General features: G+C 73.6%; 12 protein-coding genes. 9 read left to right on the top strand and 3 right to left on the bottom strand.

Going from position 1 to position 18,280, the window contains the following annotated elements:
* The first annotated feature begins 3 nt into the window (after nucleotides 1–3).
* Nucleotides 4–2,820: a BTAD domain-containing putative transcriptional regulator gene (locus ABGB21_RS24495; RefSeq protein WP_347679746.1), complete on the top strand. Its 2,817-nt coding sequence runs from the start codon at nucleotides 4–6 to the stop codon at nucleotides 2,818–2,820.
* Between the two features lie 193 nt (nucleotides 2,821–3,013).
* Nucleotides 3,014–3,898: a hypothetical protein gene (locus tag ABGB21_RS24490; RefSeq protein ID WP_347679744.1), complete on the top strand. Its 885-nt coding sequence runs from the start codon at nucleotides 3,014–3,016 to the stop codon at nucleotides 3,896–3,898.
* A 252-nt stretch (nucleotides 3,899–4,150) separates the two neighbouring features.
* Here ABGB21_RS24490 and ABGB21_RS24485 read toward each other — a convergent pair whose 3' ends face one another.
* On the bottom strand, nucleotides 4,151–4,843 hold the full coding sequence (locus ABGB21_RS24485; protein WP_347679742.1) for a hypothetical protein: 693 nt from the start codon (nucleotides 4,841–4,843) through the stop codon (nucleotides 4,151–4,153).
* A gap of 558 nt (nucleotides 4,844–5,401) precedes the next feature.
* Between ABGB21_RS24485 and ABGB21_RS24480 the strand changes: the two genes are divergently transcribed.
* The 7 genes from ABGB21_RS24480 to ABGB21_RS24450 all read left to right on the top strand — a co-directional run bounded on the left by ABGB21_RS24480 (nucleotide 5,402) and on the right by ABGB21_RS24450 (nucleotide 16,096).
* Entirely contained in the window at nucleotides 5,402–6,517 is a 1,116-nt protein-coding gene (locus ABGB21_RS24480; protein ID WP_347652224.1) for a sensor histidine kinase, read from the top strand.
* Nucleotides 6,514–7,176, top strand: a complete 663-nt coding sequence (locus tag ABGB21_RS24475; RefSeq protein WP_347652225.1) for a response regulator transcription factor — start codon at nucleotides 6,514–6,516, stop codon at nucleotides 7,174–7,176. The genes ABGB21_RS24480 and ABGB21_RS24475 overlap by 4 nt, the downstream gene beginning before the upstream one ends.
* 118 nt (nucleotides 7,177–7,294) lie before the next feature.
* Nucleotides 7,295–7,915 carry a DUF2306 domain-containing protein gene (locus tag ABGB21_RS24470; protein ID WP_347679740.1) on the top strand — a complete coding sequence of 207 codons (621 nt, stop codon included), beginning with the start codon at nucleotides 7,295–7,297 and terminating at the stop codon, nucleotides 7,913–7,915.
* Between the two features lie 588 nt (nucleotides 7,916–8,503).
* Complete coding sequence (locus tag ABGB21_RS24465) at nucleotides 8,504–9,436, top strand: ABC transporter ATP-binding protein (protein WP_347652227.1); 933 nt, start codon at nucleotides 8,504–8,506, stop codon at nucleotides 9,434–9,436.
* Entirely contained in the window at nucleotides 9,433–10,155 is a 723-nt protein-coding gene (locus ABGB21_RS24460) for an ABC transporter ATP-binding protein (protein ID WP_347652228.1), read from the top strand. Before ABGB21_RS24465 ends, ABGB21_RS24460 begins: the two co-directional genes overlap by 4 nt.
* Nucleotides 10,156–10,157: 2 nt before the next feature.
* A complete protein-coding gene (locus ABGB21_RS24455) occupies nucleotides 10,158–13,340 on the top strand; it encodes an FtsX-like permease family protein (protein WP_347679811.1) in 3,183 nt (1,060 codons plus the stop codon).
* Nucleotides 13,337–16,096 (top strand): FtsX-like permease family protein, encoded by a 2,760-nt coding sequence (locus ABGB21_RS24450; RefSeq protein ID WP_347679738.1) that lies wholly within the window; start codon nucleotides 13,337–13,339, stop codon nucleotides 16,094–16,096. Before ABGB21_RS24455 ends, ABGB21_RS24450 begins: the two co-directional genes overlap by 4 nt.
* A 47-nt stretch (nucleotides 16,097–16,143) precedes the next feature.
* Here the strand turns inward: ABGB21_RS24450 and ABGB21_RS24445 are convergent, their stop codons facing one another.
* Nucleotides 16,144–16,425: a hypothetical protein gene (locus ABGB21_RS24445; protein WP_347679736.1), complete on the bottom strand. Its 282-nt coding sequence runs from the start codon at nucleotides 16,423–16,425 to the stop codon at nucleotides 16,144–16,146.
* Between the two features lie 380 nt (nucleotides 16,426–16,805).
* Nucleotides 16,806–18,158 carry a ricin-type beta-trefoil lectin domain protein gene (locus tag ABGB21_RS24440; protein ID WP_347652231.1) on the bottom strand — a complete coding sequence of 451 codons (1,353 nt, stop codon included), beginning with the start codon at nucleotides 18,156–18,158 and terminating at the stop codon, nucleotides 16,806–16,808.
* Nucleotides 18,159–18,280 lie beyond the last annotated feature (122 nt).

Raw genomic sequence — 18,280 nt, 5'->3', positions numbered from 1 at the left:
CGGGTGCTCATCCGCTTCGACCTTCTCGGTCCGCTGGTGGTCTGCCGCGAGGGCCGACCGGTTCCGCTGGGCTCGGTGAAGCAGCGTCTGCTGCTGGCGGCCCTGCTGATGCGGCCGAATGAAGTCGTCGGCACGGACGAGCTGGCCGCGGTGCTGTGGGCCGACGAGTCACCCCCGTCGGCGGCGGCCAACCTACGCACGTACGTGCGAGGGTTACGGCGGTCGCTCGGTGGCGGCGGGTCGTGGGAGGGGATCTCCGCCGCAGCCGGTGGCTACCGGCTCCGGGTGGGGCCCGACGAGCGGGATGTGGACCGGTTCGACGCGGCTGCGGCCCGCGGCAGAGACGCTCTCGCCGCCGGAGACGCGGTCCGGGCCGAGAGCGAGCTCGCCACCGCCGTCGCCATGTGGCGTGGAGCGGCGCTGTCCGATCTACCGTCGCACCCACTGCTGTCCCGGCGGGTCCGGCAGTTGGAGGAACGGCGGATGGTCGCCGAGGAGGACCTGGCCGAGGCGATGTTGGCGCTCGGCTCGTCGGCCGAGGTGGTCCAGCGGCTACGGGCCCTGCTCGACCGGCATCCGCTGCGGCAACGGGCGTGGGCCCAGCTGATGCTCGGTCTGTACCGCATCGGCGATGTGGCCGCCGCGCTCGACGCGTTCCGGCAGGCGCGGCAGGTGCTCGCCGAGCAGACCGGTCTGGACCCGGCACCGCAGCTGACCCGGTTGCACGACGACATCCTGCACCACCGCCCGAGCCTGGCGGTGCAGGCGGCCACCGGCTCGGGCGGTCCGGCGCCCGACGTCGCACCGCTGGAGCCGCTCGGTGGACGCCCCGAGCAGCTCCCTCTCGCGGTGTCCGGATTCGTGGGCCGCGGCGCCGAGCTGGCCAGCCTTGACACGCTCCTCGGCAGAGAGGGGCAGAGACCGACGACGGTGGCCGTCTCCGCGGTGTCCGGCATGGCCGGGGTCGGTAAGACCGCACTGACCCTGCACTGGGCGCATCGGGTGGCCGGACACTTCCCCGACGGCCAGCTCTACGCGAACCTTCGCGGGTACGACGAGGCCGACGTGGTGTCCCCGGCCGATGCGCTGCTCGGCTTCCTCGAGGCGCTGGGTGTGCCCCACGGCCGGATCCCGGCCAGCACGGAGGCGCGGACCGGGCTCTACCGCAGCCTGCTGGCCTCCCGCCGGATGCTCGTGGTGCTCGACAACGCACGCGACTCCGCCCAGGTACGTCCGCTGCTGCCCGGCGCCGGCAGGTGTGTGGTCGTGGTCACCAGCCGCGATCAGCTCAGCGGTCTGGTCGCCGCGGAATGTGCCGTCCCCCTGACGCTGGACGTCCTCACTCCCGAGGAGTCGATGAGCCTGCTGGCCAGCCGACTCGGCGCCAACCGACTCGGCGCCGAGCCAGCCGCGGCTGCCGGCATCATCGCCGCAACCGGCCGACTTCCACTCGCCCTGTCGATGGCGGCGGCCCGCATCGCGACGCACCCCTCGTTCCCACTCGACGCCTTCGCCGCCGAGCTGCAGGCGGCCGAGGCGAGACTGGACGTCCTGGCGAACGGAGACGCCCGGCGCGTCTTCTCCTGGTCATACCTGGCCCTGAGTCCGGACTCGGCACGACTGTTCAGACTGCTGGGGCTGCACCCCGGACCCGATCTGACGGCCGACACCGCCGCGGCACTCGCCGGAGTCCCCGTACCGGCCGTCGTACCGGCGCTGCGTGAGCTGACCCGGCTCCACCTGCTGACCGAACACGTACCGGGCCGGTACGCCTTCCACGATCTCCTGCGAGGCTACGCCGCCGAACTCGCCGGGTCGTCGGAGCACGCCGAGGAACAGGTGGCGACGAGGCACCGGTTGTACGACCACTACCTGCACAACGCCTATCCGGCCGCCCTGCTGCTCCAGCCGCAGTGGGCGCCCATCGACCCGGTGCCGCCGCTGCCGACGTACGCGGGCCGGCCCGCGACCGACCACGACACCGCGCTCGGCTGGTTCACGGCGGAGCAGCACGTGCTGCTCCGCCTGGTCGTCCAGGCCGCCGAGACAGGATTCGAGGCGTACGCCTGGCAGCTCGCCTGGACGCTGAACACGTTCCTCGCGCCGCGCGGGCTCTGGCAGGAGCAACTCGCCGCCCAGCAGGCCGCGCTCGCGGCCGCCGAGAAGATCGACGACATCGCCGGGCAGGCCGCGACCAACCGGCTGCTGGCCCGCGCGTTCACCCGGCTCGGTCAGCACGACACCGCCGAGGATCGGCTGAAGCGCGCGCTCGAACTACACGAGCGCCTCGGCGATCCGACCGGTCAGGCGCAGACCCTGCACAACTACTGCGAGCTCTGTTACCTGGGCGGCCGGCTGGACGAGGCACTCGCACACGGCCGCGAGGCGCTGCGGCTCTACCGGCTGGTTGGCAACGGCGCCGGGGAGGCACGGACGCTGAACGCGATCGGCTGGTTGCACGCCAGCACGGGCGACTACGCCCAGGCCATCGCGAGCTGCACGGAGGCACTGGCCCGCCAGCAGCGCAGCGGTGACCGTAACGGTCAGGCCGCGACGTTGGACAGTCTCGGCTTCGCGTACCACCGCCTCGGCGAACACGGTCGGGCACTGGGCTGCTACGAAGAGGCGATCCAGCTCTTCCGCGACTCCGCGGACCGGTACCACGAGGCGGAAACCCTCCTCCGGCTCGGCGACACGCGGGAGGCGTTGGCCGACCTCCCCGGGGCGGCGGCCGCCTGGCGGCGAGCGGCGCAGATCTTCGACGAGCTGGGCGATCCGGCGGCCGAGGAGGCCCGGCATCGTCTTGACCGTACGGGTTGATCCCCTGGTCAGCGGGTCGGGCCAGCCGTCGGCGGGCGGGCGGCGGAGCACGGCTGGTCGTGGTCGTCGGACAGACCGGATGACCGCGGGTGGGTGGTTGGCCTGTACGCCGGTTGTGCCTGGGATGTACGCACCCCGCCGTACGGTTTGATCATTCGCTGCAAGACCAGCTCTACCTGGAGGATCCGTACTCATGCGTAAATCCATCGTGGCCGCCGCGACGGCGCTGACCGGCCTCGCCGTGGCCGGAGTCATCGTGCCCGCCGGGCCGGCGGCCGCGGCGCTCAGCGACGTTCCCGCGGACTGCGGTGTCTCCACGGCGGCGTACCGATCGGACGGGCAGCGGCTCAGCTACGTCTACTCTGGCCAGACAACCAGCACCAAGGCCTACGTCAACGACAACCTCGGCTGGGTACCGACGGCGCACCAGCAGATCGGCGGTGCCGGTGACGACACCTTCTTCCGCAGCACCGAGTACGCCGCCCACCCGACCGACGGCTGGCTCTACAAGGTGAGCCGTCAGGGCGAGTTGGTCGACGGCACCTGGCGGATCACCGCGCAGAGCGCCAGCCACCTCAAGGACGGCTTCGCCGGTACCCGCATCCTCGCGACGGCGTCGCCGTACCTCTACCGGGTGGCAGGCACGTCGCTCTACCGCTACACGGAAACCTACGTGGACGACGTGTTCACCCTCACGTCGCCGGTCAGGCTGACCACCTCCGGCTGGGACACGGTCAACACACTGACCTACGAGCGCACCGAGGAAACAGGCACCGCCGCCGTGGACGTGCTGATCGGCACCAAGAGCAACGGCGAACTCAAGGAGTGGCGGATCAACCGGGCCACCCCGACGACCATCACCTCGACGGTGTTGAAGGCCAGCGGCTGGGCGGGCTTCACCAGCCTCAGCACGGGCTACTGCTCCGCGCACCCCGACGGTCGGGCGCTGCTCGGGATCAAGGCCACCGGCGCGGCCTCCGTGCACTTCGACGCCGACGCGACGGACGGGGTCGGCACGGACCTCAAGGGCGGCTCCCTCGGCACGCTCGGCTGGACCGCGAAGGCCTACGGCCAGTAGCCGTAGGTCGTCCGTCCGGGGTCGTCGATCCCCGGACTCGGGTAAAGCGCGGTGCCGACGGTCCCTGCCCGGGATCGTCGGCACCGCACCGTTGTCCCAGACTGCGCCGACAGGTTCCGTCGGTCCAGACGACCCGGACCGGCGCGGTGCCTGTCGCCTGCGTCGAAACTCGCGGCCGCGACGGGCCGACGTTGGTGACCCGACCTCGACCGGTGGCTGTCCGGTGCTCGGGTTGTGATGCCGTCCTTGCGGCTAGTCGAACACCTCGAACCGGTCCAGGAGTAGGCCGGTCTCGTCGGACAGTACGGCGGCCTCCAGTTCGAGCAGCGGTATCGCGCCGTTCCCGCCGTCGGCCTGTTCGACGTATGGTCTGCCCACGTACGGGTTCCTGCTGGTGCCGGTGAGGTCGGGGTGGTGACGCCAGTGTGCGTCGCGATGGCGCCGGGCGATCTCGCCGACGTACCAGACCGCTCCCTGGACGAAGCTGTCGTTCACCGGTTCGCGCAGGTCTTCCCTGACCGGGATCCGGCGTCGTACGACCTGTTCGAGTGCCAGCAACGGCTTCGGGCTGAAGTCCAGATCGCCGACCCGCCCGGTGGCGGCGGCCCACTCGGGGCATCCCTGTTCCCGGCTGGTCAGCCAGTGGGTCAGCCAGGAATCGGCCGAGGCGGCGTCCGAAGTCCCACTGCGCAGTGCCGGCCGATCGGTACGGTGCGCTCCACCGATCGTGAGCAGTACCTCCCCGAGGTAGCCGCCGGCCGCCTCGGCGAGTCCCCCGCGTGGCGGCTGCCCAGCCGGGGTCTCGGCGAGCAGGGCGTGTTCGAGGTCGCGCAGGGACTCGACGGAGTGATCGAGGGCCTCGTCGGGCCCGACCACAGAATCCTGCAGTCCCGCCAGCATCGGCTCCAGCCGCTCGCGCCAGTCGTCGAGCTTTGCTTCGCTCACGTCCCGCAATGAGCCAGCACCTCTCATCGTGGCTGTCGCTCGATCTGGAGGTGATGCTGGGCGAGGCTGTCCTGGACGATCGGGGAAGCGCGCTGGTCCGTCAGCGCTCGACGTCGTCGATGCGACAGATTGCCGACCCGACCGCGACCCGTCAGGTACGCAGAACGCCCGCAGGGCCGCTGTCGGCGCTCGTCGTGGCCGGTGTGTTGTCGGCGCCGCCAGCGCACTCGTGGTGGCCCGGGTCTGGCGCCGGCTCTCGCCCGCGACAACAAGCGGCGTGGTCGGTACACGAAGCCAGCTTCCAGCAGCACCAGGCCCAGAGCCGCCGCAACGTCACGGACCTGGGTGACCACGACCGGACCGAGGTCAACCACACCCTGGTCCGGTTCGTCGACGACTACTTCGGCCCCGGCCGGGGAATCGTCGCCGCCCGGTGCGAGGAGATCATGGCCCTGGTCGGCCCGCTCGCTCCGGCAGGACGAATCAGTCGTACTTTGGGACGATCTGGAGTCGCACCACTATTCGTACGATGGTTCCGTGCCCCCTCGCCTACGCGCCGTGTTGTCCGAGCCGCGCGTACCGCACGCCCCGGGGCCCGCCGGGCGCGACTGGGCGTTGATCGCCGTCCTCGCACCGGCGATCGTGCTGGAGGGGATCGCCCGACCCGACCTGCCGTGGCGCGTGGGCTGCCTCGTCATCGCGCTCGCGCTGCTGCCCACACTGCTGTGGCGGCGGACGAAGCCCCTCGCGGTGGTGGCGATCGCGTTCGGCTTCACGGCGGTCGCCCCGTTCGTGCTGCCCGGCGACGCCTGCCAGATGTACACGACGAGCTTCCTGGTCCTGCTGACCTACGCGCTGTTCCGCTGGGGCTCCGGCCGGGATGCCGTGCTCGGCTCGGTCTTCGTGACGGCCAAGGTGGCCGCCGCCGGCCTGGCCGGCCCGATCAACGGCAGCGAGTTGACCGCCGGTTTCGCGGTGATGTTCGCCGCTGCCACACTCGGCGTCGCGGTCCGCTTCCGCGCCGCCGCCCGGCTGCGCGAACTCGACCGGGTCAAGTCGCTGGAACGCGAGCGGCTCGCCCGCGACCTGCACGACACCGTGGCCCACCACGTCTCGGCGATGGCGATTCGCGCCCAGGCCGGCATCGCCGCCTCGACCAGCCAGCCGGACGCGGCCGTCGAGGCGCTCCGCGTGATCGAGGCCGAGGCGTCCCGCGCGCTCGCCGAGATGCGCGCGATCGTCCGCGTCCTGCGCCGGGACCAGCCCGCCGACCTGGCGCCCCGCCCGCAGGTCGCCGACATCACGCGGCTCGCCGACGGCCACACCGGACCGGCCGTCGACGTGGAGATCCGCGGCGATCTCGAGGACCTCCCGCCCACGGTCAGCGCCACGCTCTACCGCCTGGCCCAGGAGTCGGTCACCAACGCCCGCCGGCACGCCCGGCACGCCACCCGCATCGAGGTCAGCGTCGCGGTCGACGACACCTCCGTACGCCTGCGGGTGAGCGACGACGGCGAGGCCGGCGACGGCCGCCCGGCAGGCTCGCCCGGCTTCGGCCTGATCGGCATGATGGAGCGGGCCGACCTGCTCGGCGGCATCTGCCAGGCCGGCCCCGATGCCGGCCAGGGATGGACCGTGACCGCCGTACTCCCCCGGGCCGGGGTCGACGGGTGACGGTGCGCGTGCTCGTCGCGGACGATCAGGAGATCGTCCGCACCGGGCTCACCATGATCCTGAACGCGCAGCCCGGCATCGAGGTCGTCGGCGAGGCTGGCGACGGCCGTCGGGCGGTCGAGCTCGCCCGGCGGCTCCACCCCGACGTCTGCCTCTTCGACATCCGGATGCCCGGCATGGACGGTATCGAAGCCACCCGGACGCTCGCCGGGCCGTCGGTCGCGGATCCGCTCGCGGTGGTCGTCATCACCACCTTCGACCTCGACGACCACGTGTACGCGGCACTGCGTGCGGGGGCCCGGGGTTTCCTGCTCAAGGACGCCGGCCCGGTGCTGCTCGCCCAGGCCGTGCACGCGGCCGCCAACGGGGACGCGCTGATCGCGCCGAGCGTCACCACCCGGCTGCTGAAGGCGTTCGCCGACGCGGGGCCGGTCGCGCGGCCGAAGCAGCCGATCGAGGCGCTCACCGACCGGGAGGAACAGGTACTGGTCGCGGTCGCCCGGGGCCGTACCAACAAGGAGATCGCCGACGAGCTCTACATCACGCTGAGCACCGTCAAGTCGCACATCACCAGCCTGATGACCAAGCTCGGCGTGCGTAACCGGGTCGAGATCGCGATGTGGGCGTACGAGACGAACCGCACCCGGCCGCGCGGCTGACGGCGCCGGGCGGGCGTCGTCCGCCGGAAGTACGACGACGGCGTACGACCATGGGCCGGCCGGATCGCGGCCCTTCTGTCGATGAACCGGGGCGGGTACGGCGGCCACCATCGACGGCATGACGATCCGCGAGTGGCGGCTGCCGGCCGCGTTGATCCTGCTGGGCCTGGTACCGATGATCGCCGGTGCGGCCCGGCTGACCGAGCTGGGTGCCGGACCGGAGGTCACCCCGGCCAACGCCCGCTTCGTCGCCGAGCCGCTGCCGGTGGTGCTGCACGTCGTCGGCGCGATGGTCTACACGATCCTGGGCGCCTTCCAGTTCGTACCCGGCCTGCGCCGCCGACGCTGGCACCGCCTCGCCGGCCGGGTACTCGTCCCGTGTGGACTGACGGTCGCCCTCTCCGGCCTGTGGATGGCGTTCGCGTACGACCTGCCGGCCCACGACAACAACGTGCTCGCCGGCCTGCGGCTCGTCTTCGGCTCGGCGATGGCCGCCGCGATCCTGCTCGGCCTCGCCGCCGTGCTGCGCCGCGACTTCACCCGGCACCGGGCGTGGATGGTGCGCGGCTACGCGATCGGCCTCGGCGCCGGCACGCAGGCGTTCACGCACGCGCCGTACCTCCTGGCCACCGGCGAACAGCCCGACGGCAACACCCGGGCCGGGCTGGTGCTCGCCGGATGGCTGATCAACCTCGCTGTGGCCGAGTGGTATCTGCGGCGATCACCCAACCGGAAATGATCAACCGGGTCGTTCGGTGTCCCTTGTCACGGTGCTTTCTGACGGTGGCGCCGCGCCTCTCCACCCGGCAGCCGTCCCCGGGGGTCGAAGCGGACCCCCTGGCCACGGGCCTTTGGGGTCGCAGGTGAGTTGGAACAGCTGTGCGCCCGCGACCCGGAGGCGGCGCGGGCCCCCTATGTGCTTCCCAACACCCACGTCCAGCAGCGCCAACAGCGTGTTGCCAAGTGCGCTGTCACGGCCGACGAGCGAGCGCCCTTCCCCAAGTCACTTCTGCCGCCCGGGTCGGCGGACGCGTCCGCCGATCGCAGGCTTCCGCGCTCGCACCGCCGTCGGGAATGCGCCGTCGTCGGGGCCGCCACCGCCGCGCCTGCCGGGGAGCAGGACGCAGAAAAGCCCGCGCGGGGGGCATGGTCAACGGAGCCGCCGGTTGCGAAACTGCTTCAATACTGCGTTGGCGGGGGGCGGTTCGGGCTCCCGACGCATTACGCGACCATGCGTGCCGGCCGGGTGACACCACGTACCTGCTCGGCGGACCCGATCGCTACCCGAGGTTGGCTCGATGGCGACACGACCCGGACGGGGGAGGGAATGTCCAGCACGACGCTGTCCTTGCCGCAGCCGTCCGCCCGGGCGCCGGAGTTCGGCCAGGACGCGCTCATCGTCTGCGAGAACCTGGTGCGGATCTACCAGACCGGTTCGATCGAGGTACAGGCACTGCAGGGACTCGACCTGACCGTGGACAGCGGTGAGATGGTCGCCGTCGTCGGCGCCTCCGGGTCGGGCAAGTCGACGCTGCTGTCCATCCTGGCCGGAGTCGACGCGCCCACCGCCGGGCGGGTCCGGGTCGACCGGTGGAACCTGCTGGCGATGTCCCGCGCGGACCGCGTGGACTACCGGCGGCACACCGTCGGGTTCGTACGGCAGCAGACGGCGAGCAACCTGATCCCGTACCTGACCGCACGGGAGATGGTCGACCTGCCGATGACGGCGGCCCGTACCGCGAAGAAGCAGCGCCGGAAGCGCACAACCGAACTGCTGGGCAGTCTCGGTGTCGCCGACTGCGCCGACCGGCGCCCCGCGCAGCTCTCCGGCGGGCAACAGATGCGGGTCGCGATCGCGGTGGCGCTGGCCAACCAGCCGCAGGTCCTGCTCGCCGACGAGCCGACCGGCGAACTGGACGCCGCCACGTCCGCGGAGGTCTTCGGCGTGCTGCGGGACGTCAACCGACGGTACGGCGTCACCGTTGTCGTGGTGACCCACGATCCGGAGGTCAGCGGCCAGGTCGAACGGACCGTCGCGATCCGGGACGGGCGCACCAGCAGTGAGGTGCTGCGCCGTACCACCACCGACGCGGAGGGCGACACGCACACGATCGCCGAGGAGTACGCCGTGATGGACCGGGCCGGGCGGGTCCAGGTGCCCCGCGACTTCCGCCAGGCGTTGGCGCTGACCCGACGGGTCCGGCTGGCCCTGGAACCCGACCACATCACGATCCGTCCCGACGCGGGCAGCGGCGAATGAGCATCGAGCCGCTGCTGCGCGTGCGCGGCGTGCACCGACGCTTCCACACCGGCCCGACCGTCGTGCACGCCCTGCGCGGCGTGTCGTTCGACGTGGCCGCCGGCTCCATGGTGGCGCTCGTCGGTCGGTCCGGCTCGGGCAAGACCACCCTGCTCAACATCATCGGCGGCCTGGACCGCCCGGACACCGGTACCGTGCACGTCGACGGCACCGACGTCACCGCGCTCGACGAGGACGGTCTGTCCCGGCTGCGGCGCGAGAAGGTGTCGTACGTCTTCCAGAGCTTCGGGCTGATCCCGGTGCTGTCGGCGGCGGAGAACGTCGCCGCCCCGCTGCGGCTGGCCCGCCTCGCGCCGGCCGAGCGCGAGCGGCGGGTCGAACTGCTGCTGGAGCTGGTCGGCCTGGCCGACCACGCCCGGCAGCGGCCGGCCGAGCTGTCCGGCGGCCAGCAGCAGCGGGTGGCGATCGCCCGCGCGTTGGCCGCCTCGCCCCGGCTGCTGGTCGCCGACGAGCCCACCGGGCAACTGGACGCCGAGACGGGTCTGTCGGTGATGGCCCTGCTGCGCGGGGTGGTGGAGTCCGAAGGCGTCACCGCGCTGGTGTCGACCCACGACGCGGTGATGATGGCGTTGGCCGACCGGGTGATCCGCATCCAGGACGGGCAGCTCGACGAACCGGCGGCCGGGCAGCCCGACGAGCACGTGCCGGTCGCCAGGTGACGATGCTGAGACTGGTCAGCCGCCGCGCCCGCGCGCAGTGGCCGTTGCTGGCCGCCCTCCTCGGGGTCGTCACGGTCGGCGCAACCCTGCTGGGCACCTGCACCCTGCTGGGCACCCGCACGGCCGAGCGGGCGCTGGAGGTCGCCATGGCCCGCGCCGCCCCCGGTGCCGTCGAGGTGACCGCGTACACCAGCACCGTCGAAGGCCGGGACGCGTCATCCGTCGTCGCCGACACCCGCACCGTGCTGACCTCCGCGCTCGCGCCGTTCCCGGTGACGACGACCGCGCGGGCGTCGACCGTGCTGCGTGCACTGCCGCCAGCGCTCGCCCCGGGCACCAGCGTCCCGGCCCAGGCGTACCTGTCGGGGCTGGACGACCTGCCGGCCCGAGCCCAGCTCGTCACGGGGCACTGGCCAGCCGACCCCGGCGACGCGGTGGTGCTGGAGTCCACCGCCCAACTGCTCGACCTCACCCCCGGTCGCCGGTTGCGCCTCGGCGCCGAGCTGGCGCACGCGCCCGTCCCGGCCCTCGACGTGACCATCGTCGGTGTCGCACGCCCACTGCCGGGGCGTGGCTGGGACCGCGACCCGCTGGCCGCGGCCGGCTCTGCCACCGGCTACCGGGACGGCCGCTTCGGGCAGCCCGTCAACGCCTACGGCCCGTTCATCCTCGACCTCGCCGACCTGGTCAGCACCGGTGCCACCCTCGACCGGCTGGAGGTCACCGCTCATCCGGACGTGTCCCGCCCCAACCACCGCGACCTCGAGACCGCAGCCGGGGCCGTCCGCGCTGCCGACCGCCGGCTGGCGGGCACCCTCGGCGACCGCGTCCGGCTCGCCCGCGTCTCCTCCGAACTGCCGCTGACCCTGCGGACCGCCGACGACCAGCGGCAGGTCACTGCCGCCGTCGTGCTCGCGATCGCCGTCCTCGGCGGCGTCCTGGCCGCGACCGCGCTCGCCCTCGCCGGCCGGCTGACCGCCGGCATGCGCGCCGACGAGGCCGCCCTGCGGTCCGCCCTCGGCACCAGCCGCGGCCAGCTCGCCGCCACCGCGATACTCGAGGCCGGGGTCGTCGCCGCCCTCGCCGCCGCCCTCGCGATACCGGCCTCGTCGGCCGTGCACGCCGGCCTGACCCGCCTGCCGCCGCTGGACGGCGCCGGCCTGACCGTCCGGCCGGCCGTCACCGGCGCCCAGGTGGTCGCGGTCGCCGGCGGCGCGCTGGTGCTCGCCGTCGTACTCATCGTCCTGGCGGTCCGGCCCGTCCCGGCCGCCGGCGACCGGCGCAACCGGCGCGAACTCCTGGCCCGATCAGGCGCCGACCTGCTGCTCGCGGTTTTCGCCGCCGCCGGGTGGTGGCAGCTGTACGCGCAGCCCACCGCCGCCAGCCCACGCGTCGACACGGTCCGGGTGCTCGCGCCGGCGCTGCTGCTCACCGCAGGCGTCACCCTGGTGCTCCGGGTGGTGCTGCCCGCCCTGCGCGGCGCCGACCGGCTGGCGTACCGCGCCCGCGGGCTGGTGCTTCCGCTGGCGGCCGCCGAGGCCGCCCGCCGGCCCCAGGCGGTCGCCGCCGGGCTGCTCGTCGGGCTGGCCTGCGCGGCCGGGACCTTCGGCGTCGCCTTCGACGCCACGTGGCAACGGTCGCAGCACGACCAGGCCGAACTTTCCGTCGGCACCGACCTGACGCTCACCCTCGGCACGGCGCCGGTCGCCGGGCAGGGCGCGTTGGTCAGCGTGGCCACCTCGGGGGCGGTGAGCCCGGCCGTCGACCGCGGTATCGCCGTCGGGCAGTGGCTCGGCACCGCCGGCGAGGCGCCACGCCTGGTCGCCGTCGACACCACCCGCGCCGACGCGCTGCTGCGCGGGCGGCTGGACGGCGACCGGAGCTGGACGGAGGTGGGAGCCGCGCTCGCCCCACCTGCCCGCGTCACCGGCCTCGCCATTCCGGCCGGTGCCCCGCTCGTCCTGAGCGGAACCGCGCCGGGCGGGCCCTCGCTCGCCGTGACGCCCCGGCTGCTGCTGCAGGACGCCACCGGCCTGCGCACACCCTGCACCGGTCCCCCCGTGCCGCTCGACGGGCGGGAACACCGGCTGCCCGGGTGCGCGACCGCCGACGGACTGCGGCTCGTCGCGGTGTCCCTGCCGGTCGTGGCCGACCCCGGCCGGCCGAATGGCGGGTCCGACGCGGTCGGCGGCCCCATCGCCGTAGCCGTCACCCTCACCGTGCCGCCCGTCGGCTTGGTTGACGGATCGGAGTGGACCGCCACGTCCGCGCCACCGGTCGCGACGAAGTTGCGCGACCCGGCCGTCGTGCTGTCCGCCACGCCGACGGGGACCGAACTGCGGATGGCGGCGACCGTCGACCTCGACGGCGCCCCGGACGCCGCCCGGAACCTCGTCGCCACCGCCTTCCCGGACCCCGGCCCGGTGCCCGTCGCCGTCTCCGCCCGCTTCGCCAGCGAGGTCGGTGCCGACATCGGCAGACAGCTCAGCATCACGGTCGGCACCACCCCCGTCCCGATCGTCGTCACCGAGGTCGTGCCGACCGTCCCGTCCGCCCCCGGCGCCGTGGCCATCCTGGCCGACCTGGACACGTTGTCCCGCGCACGTGCCGTCACCGGCGATCTGACGTTCCCGGTCGACGCCTGGTGGGTCGGCCACCCGGCCGGGCCCGGTGCCGCCGAGCGGGCCACCGCCCTGCACCTGGGCACCGTCACGACGCGCGAGGCGGAGACCGCCCGCCTCACCGGCAGCCCGCTGCGCGCCGGGCTGCCGGCCGCGCTCCGGCTGATCGTCTCGGCCGCGGTCCTGCTGCTGCTCGCCGGCGTCGTCCTGCACGTGACCTGCGACCTGCAGGTCCGCGCCGTCGAGGTGGCACGGCTACGCGGCCTGGGGATGTCCCGGCGCGGCATCCGAACCGTGCTGCTCGGCCAGCACGCCGGCGTTCTGCTGCCGCTGCTGGTGGCGGGCGCGGCCGTCGGCGCGCTCGCCACCCGCGTCGTCGTACCCCTGCTCATCCGTTCCGACACCGGCGGCGCGCCCATCCCGGCCGCCCAGCCACACTGGCCCTGGCCAGCCGAGGCCGCACTGCTCGCCGCGCTGCTGGTCGGGTGCACGCTCGCGGTCGCCGTCGTGGTCACCGTCCAGGTCCGCCGGGCCGACGCCGCGCACCTGCGGGTGGCGCCGTGATCCGATGGCTGACCCGCCGGTGGCCGGCGCCGCACTGGCCCAGCGTCCGCGGCCGTGCCCGCGCCGATGCCGGACCGCTGCTGCTCACCGCCGCCGTCATCGCGGCCGTCGCGCTGCTCGCCGGGGCCGTGCCGGCGCTGCTGCGCGCCGCCGCCGACGACGCCGTCCAGGACACGGTCCGCCGCGCCGGCGACGATCCGGACGTCCTGGTATACGCCGGCTGGGAGCGCGACGACGGCCTTAACGGCGGACGGGTCCGGACACCCCGCCTCGCCGAGGACGTCGACGACTTCCGTGGCCGGGCGGCAGACACGCTCGGGCCCGACCTGGATGCCGCTCTGCTCCCGCCCGTCGCCGTCGTCGACGGCCCGGTCCTCGGCATCACCGACGGCAGCGTGCTGCGTACCTTCCGGTTCACCTACCTGGCCGCCGACACCGGCGGCCCGGACGTGACCTGGATCGCCGGCAGCGCGCCCGGCCCCGCCGGCCCCGACGAGGCCGTCGAGATCCCCTACCACGGACCGCCGTGGCCGGTCCAGGTCGGGCTCTCCGAGGCGGACGCCGCCGCACTCAACCTCGGCCCCGGCGACCGGATCCCCGTCAAGGACGGCCAGGGGCGTGACAAGGACGTACGGATCAGCGGGATCTACCGGCCCACGGACAGCGCCGACCCCGCCTGGAGCCTCGCCCCGGCGCTGCTGCGCCCCGTGCCCGGCGCCGACGGCGTGGGCACCACCCGGTTCGCCGGCCTGCTGTCGCGCGAGTCGCTGCCGGACGCCCGGCTCGCCGTCGACGAGGACCAACTGCGGCGCAGCGTCCGCTTCGCCCCCGACCCCGGCGCGCTCAGCTGGGACACCGCCGCGGCGCTCGCCGGCACGGTGGTCGAGCTCAAGGCCACCTCCGGCTCGTCGAGCGACCGAGACCAGTCCCTGAAGTGGGAATCGCGGCTCGACACCGTCCTGCGCGACGCCCGCACGCAGGTCATCGCCGCTTCCGCACAGGCCGCCGTGCTGCTCGCCGGGGTCCTGACCGCCACGGTACTGGTCCTGCTGCTCGCCGCCGACCTGCTGGTCCGCCGCCGCACCCCGGCGCTGGGCGCCGCCCGGCACCGCGGGGCGGCGCTGCCCGACCTCGGTGCGGAACTGCTGATCGAGTCCGTCGTGCTGACCCTGTCGGCCGCCGCCGCCGGGCTCGCGCTCGCCCGCGCGGCCGCTGCGGGCGTCTCCTGGTCCTGGACCGTTCCCGTGGTCCTGGCCGGTGCCGTCGCCGGACCGGCGTTCGGCACCCTCGCCGCCGCCCGAGCCAGCCGCGATCGACGCCAGCCCGCCAACCGGGCCGCACGACGCTGGATCCGCGGCACCGCCCAGCTGCGCCGTACCGCCCTGGAGGCCGCTGTCCTGATCGCCGCGGTCGCCGCCTTCGTCGCGCTGCACCAGCGTGGGCTCCTGCCCACCGCCCACGACGGCGACACCGACGAGCTGACCGGCGACCTGGTCCTGCCCATGAGCGCCCTCGCTCTGGGCATACTCGTCGGCGCGCTCGTCCTGCTGCGGCTGCTGCCCCTCGGGGTGCGGTTGTGGCTCCGGCAGGCCCTGCGCTCGCGCCGCCCGCTGGCCGTGTTCGGCGCCGCCCGGGCGGCCGCGACAGCCGGGCGGGCGCTGCCCCTGCTGGTGCTGGTCAGCGCGACGGCGCTGGCGTCGTTCGCGCTCATCCTCGGCGCCACCGTCGCCCGGGGTCTGGACGACGGCGCGTGGCGCACCGTCGGTGCCGACGCCCGCCTCGACCTCGGCGCCGAGGCTACGGCCTCCACGCCGGCACTCGCCGAACGCATCGCTGCCGCACCCGGGGTAGGGCAGGTTGTCGTCGCGCAGGTGACCGACTCGGCGCGTATCTTCGCCGACTCGACGGCGCTCGCCCCACGCCTGGTCATCGTGGACGCCGCCGCGTTCCAGCGCCTGCTCGCCGCCACCCCGCTGCCCGACGCGCCGGCGCTGGCCCGGCTCACCGCACCCGGTCCCGGCCCCGGGGACGTCCCGGCGCTGGTCCGGTCGAGCGACGGCAGCCTGCGAACCGGCACCCGGCTGCAGTTGCCCCGCGACGGCGCCCCGGCGATCCGGCTCGCCGCCGTCGGTACCGCTCCCTCCGTCGGCGGCGCCAGCGACATCGTCATCGTGGACGCCGCGGCGCTCGCCGACGCCGGACTGTCCGCCGTGCCGAACACCGTCTGGGTGACCGGCCCCGGCGCGGCGCGGGCCGTGTCGAACAGCGGCGTCGCCGCCGACGTCGTCCTGCGCGCGGACGTCCTGCGGGCGCAGCGGGCGGCCCCGCTGAGCGCGGGGTTGCTACGGCTGGCGTGGGCATCCGCCGCGGTGCTGCTGGCGCTGGGGCTGCTCGGCCTCACGCTCGCCGCCGCCGCGGGTGCGTCGGAGCGGTGGCAGACCCTGACCCGGCTGCGAACCCTCGGTCTGCGGCCACGCGACGCCCGCTGGGTCGCCGCCGGAGAGCTGCTGCCGCCGGTCGTGGTCGCCGCGGTGTGCGGCCCGCTGCTCGGGGCCCTGCTCGCACACCTGACGCTCGGCCCGCTCGACCTGCGGCTGCTCACCGGTCAAGCCGCCGACCCGGCGGCGGTCCTGCCGTGGTGGATGCTCGGCCTGGTGGGCGTGGCACTGCTGGCGGCAGCCGCCACGGTCGTCCCTGTCGAGTCGGCGCTGCAGCGGCGCGACCGGCTGGGCGAGGTGCTCCGGGCGGGCGAGTAACGGCCTGGTGGTACTCACGTACCAGCGGGGTGTCCGGGTATCCCTGATCAGGACCCTGATCGCTGCCGCCGTTCGAGGGCGGCGCGTAGCCGGTCGTCGGTCGGGGCGTGTTCGCGGAGCGCGGCCACCGCCGTGGGGACGTCGCGGATCACCATCGAATACTGGATCGAGCCCACCAGCCGCGCCTGGTTGGGGAAGCCGCCCGCCGCGCTGGCGTTCACCACGGTCGCCCGCGCCGGTCCCGTTCCGGTGGCGACGGCCACGGCGGTGCTGGCCAGCAGCAGGCCCGCAGCGCCCGACAGCTGGGCGAGCCTGGATCGAGTTCGCATCGTCCACTCCACTTCGTACCTGCCGTCGGATGTTCGCGCCCCGACGGGGCGACGCGGCAGGTAACCCACGATCCGTGGTGGCCTCACGGCCGCCTCAGTGCCGCGTCAGCGTCGGATCGGGCCGGGTGCGGTACGCGGCGCCGCGCCACGGAACCGGATCACTTCGACGTCCAGGATCAGGTGGTTCCAGACCGCTCGGGAGGCTCGACACGAGGTTTCCTGGTGACGCGTGGACCACGCCGTCGGTGTGATCCGGGCGGGTCCGGCGTGACGCCGGGCCCGCCCGTTTCCGTCCGGCCTGATTCAGAGGTGTGGGGTCCCGCCCTGCGCTGTGCAGATCCGCACGCCCTCGAACAGGATGTCCGTCGAGTCGGCCAGGATCATCTCGCGAGTGGCACGAGACTGAACCGCTGGTTGGTCTGTCCGTGGCAGTCGTACAGCTGGATCTGCGCCCCGTTGGCCGTACTCCAGACGTCCAGGCACCGCCCGGACTGCACACCAGTGATCGTCCCGTTGGAATTGACGTTCCACTGCTGGTTCGTCTGACCGTGACAGCTGTAGATCTGCACCGCCGCACCGTTGCCCGAACCCGCCGCGTCCAGACACATGTCCCCGTACACCCGCAGTTGCCGGTCCGAGGTGTACGTCCAGGACTGCTGCGTCTGCCGGTTGCAGTCGTAGAGCTGCACCCGGGTGCCATTCGTACGAGAAGCGTTCGGCACGTCGACACACCGACCCGACTGCACCCCGACGATCTCACTGGCAGAACCGGGCGGACCCGTCGGTGGCACGGTAGGCGAAGCGGTGGGAGTCGCCGGCGGTGTCGTCGGGTCCACCGGAGGATTGGTGGGCAGCAACGGGCACGTGCTGCGGTAGGTGACCACGCCGCTGGAGTCCAGCAGCGGGCAGAGGAACTGGCTGTACCGGGTGTCGTTGTCGATGAACATCTTGACGAACGGCAGCATCGTCCGGATCATCACCGGGTTCGACCGCCCGACCATGAACCCGTGATCCGCACCGGCTACCTCCAGGTAGACGCTCTCCGTCGTGCTCGGGAGGCTGTTGTACAGGCCGGTGGCGTAAGACGGGGTGACCACCGTGTCCGCCTGCCCAGAGAAGATCATCGTGGGCACCCGGTCGTTGGCCAGGTTCGACGACGGCGAGTACGGCGCGATGCCGACCGCCGCCTTCAACGACGAGCGCCGGATGGCCGCGCTCAGCGCACCACCGCCGCCCATGGAGTGTCCAGCTACGGCCAACCGGTTCGGGTCCACCCGGTCGCGTACCGAGCTCTGCTGGGTCAGGTAGTCCAGCGCGGCGAGCAGCTGGGTGCCCCGGGCCGTGTCGAAGTCGTTACGACTGTTGGTCTCGATGCCGATCACGACGAAGCCGTGCGATGCCAGCCACGGTCCCATCCAGGCCAGTTCGGCGGAGAACAGGGCAGTGTAACCCGGCGAGATCGCGATGGCCCCGAAGGTGCCCTGGCTGGTGTCGGTCGGGTAGTAGATCCTGCCGCCGTTGAAGCCGTACCCGGTCGGGACGCTGACCGAGGTGTTGGCGAAGGGGCCGGTCTCGGCCGCGACGCTGGCCCGGGTGGGGTCCGGACCCCGCTGGTACGGGTTGTCGGCGGCGGACGCAGACCCGGTCGCCACGGTCACGGTGAACAGCCCGACCGCGGCGGCGATCCCGGCCGTGGCGAGCTTGAACAGCCGACCCCGCAAGCCGGGGGACATTCGGTCAGCATGGGTGTCCCCCGGGGGCGGGGGGTGGGGTGTGTGTCCTCGCACTGTCGGTACCTCCTGGTGGTGGGGTGGGGTGGGGTAAGGGGGGCGGGGGGGGGGGGGGGGGGGGGGGG

Origin of the sequence: Plantactinospora sp. B24E8 (assembly GCF_039871735.1) — a bacterium.
Classification (GTDB): Bacteria; Actinomycetota; Actinomycetes; order Mycobacteriales; family Micromonosporaceae; genus Plantactinospora.
This window is presented reverse-complemented; position numbering and strand designations above follow the sequence as displayed.

What these genes read in the sequence shown, in the direction of transcription:
- ABGB21_RS24490 (WP_347679744.1), top strand. Translation starts at nt 3,014, where the DNA reads ATGCGTAAATCCATCGTGGCCGCCGCGACGGCGCTGACCGGCCTCGCC.
- ABGB21_RS24470 (WP_347679740.1), top strand. Translation starts at nt 7,295, where the DNA reads ATGACGATCCGCGAGTGGCGGCTGCCGGCCGCGTTGATCCTGCTGGGC.
- ABGB21_RS24465 (WP_347652227.1), top strand. Translation starts at nt 8,504, where the DNA reads ATGTCCAGCACGACGCTGTCCTTGCCGCAGCCGTCCGCCCGGGCGCCG.
- ABGB21_RS24460 (WP_347652228.1), top strand. Translation starts at nt 9,433, where the DNA reads ATGAGCATCGAGCCGCTGCTGCGCGTGCGCGGCGTGCACCGACGCTTC.
- ABGB21_RS24455 (WP_347679811.1), top strand. Translation starts at nt 10,158, where the DNA reads ATGCTGAGACTGGTCAGCCGCCGCGCCCGCGCGCAGTGGCCGTTGCTG.
- ABGB21_RS24445 (WP_347679736.1), bottom strand. Translation starts at nt 16,425, where the DNA reads ATGCGAACTCGATCCAGGCTCGCCCAGCTGTCGGGCGCTGCGGGCCTG.
- ABGB21_RS24440 (WP_347652231.1), bottom strand. Translation starts at nt 18,158, where the DNA reads ATGTCCCCCGGCTTGCGGGGTCGGCTGTTCAAGCTCGCCACGGCCGGG.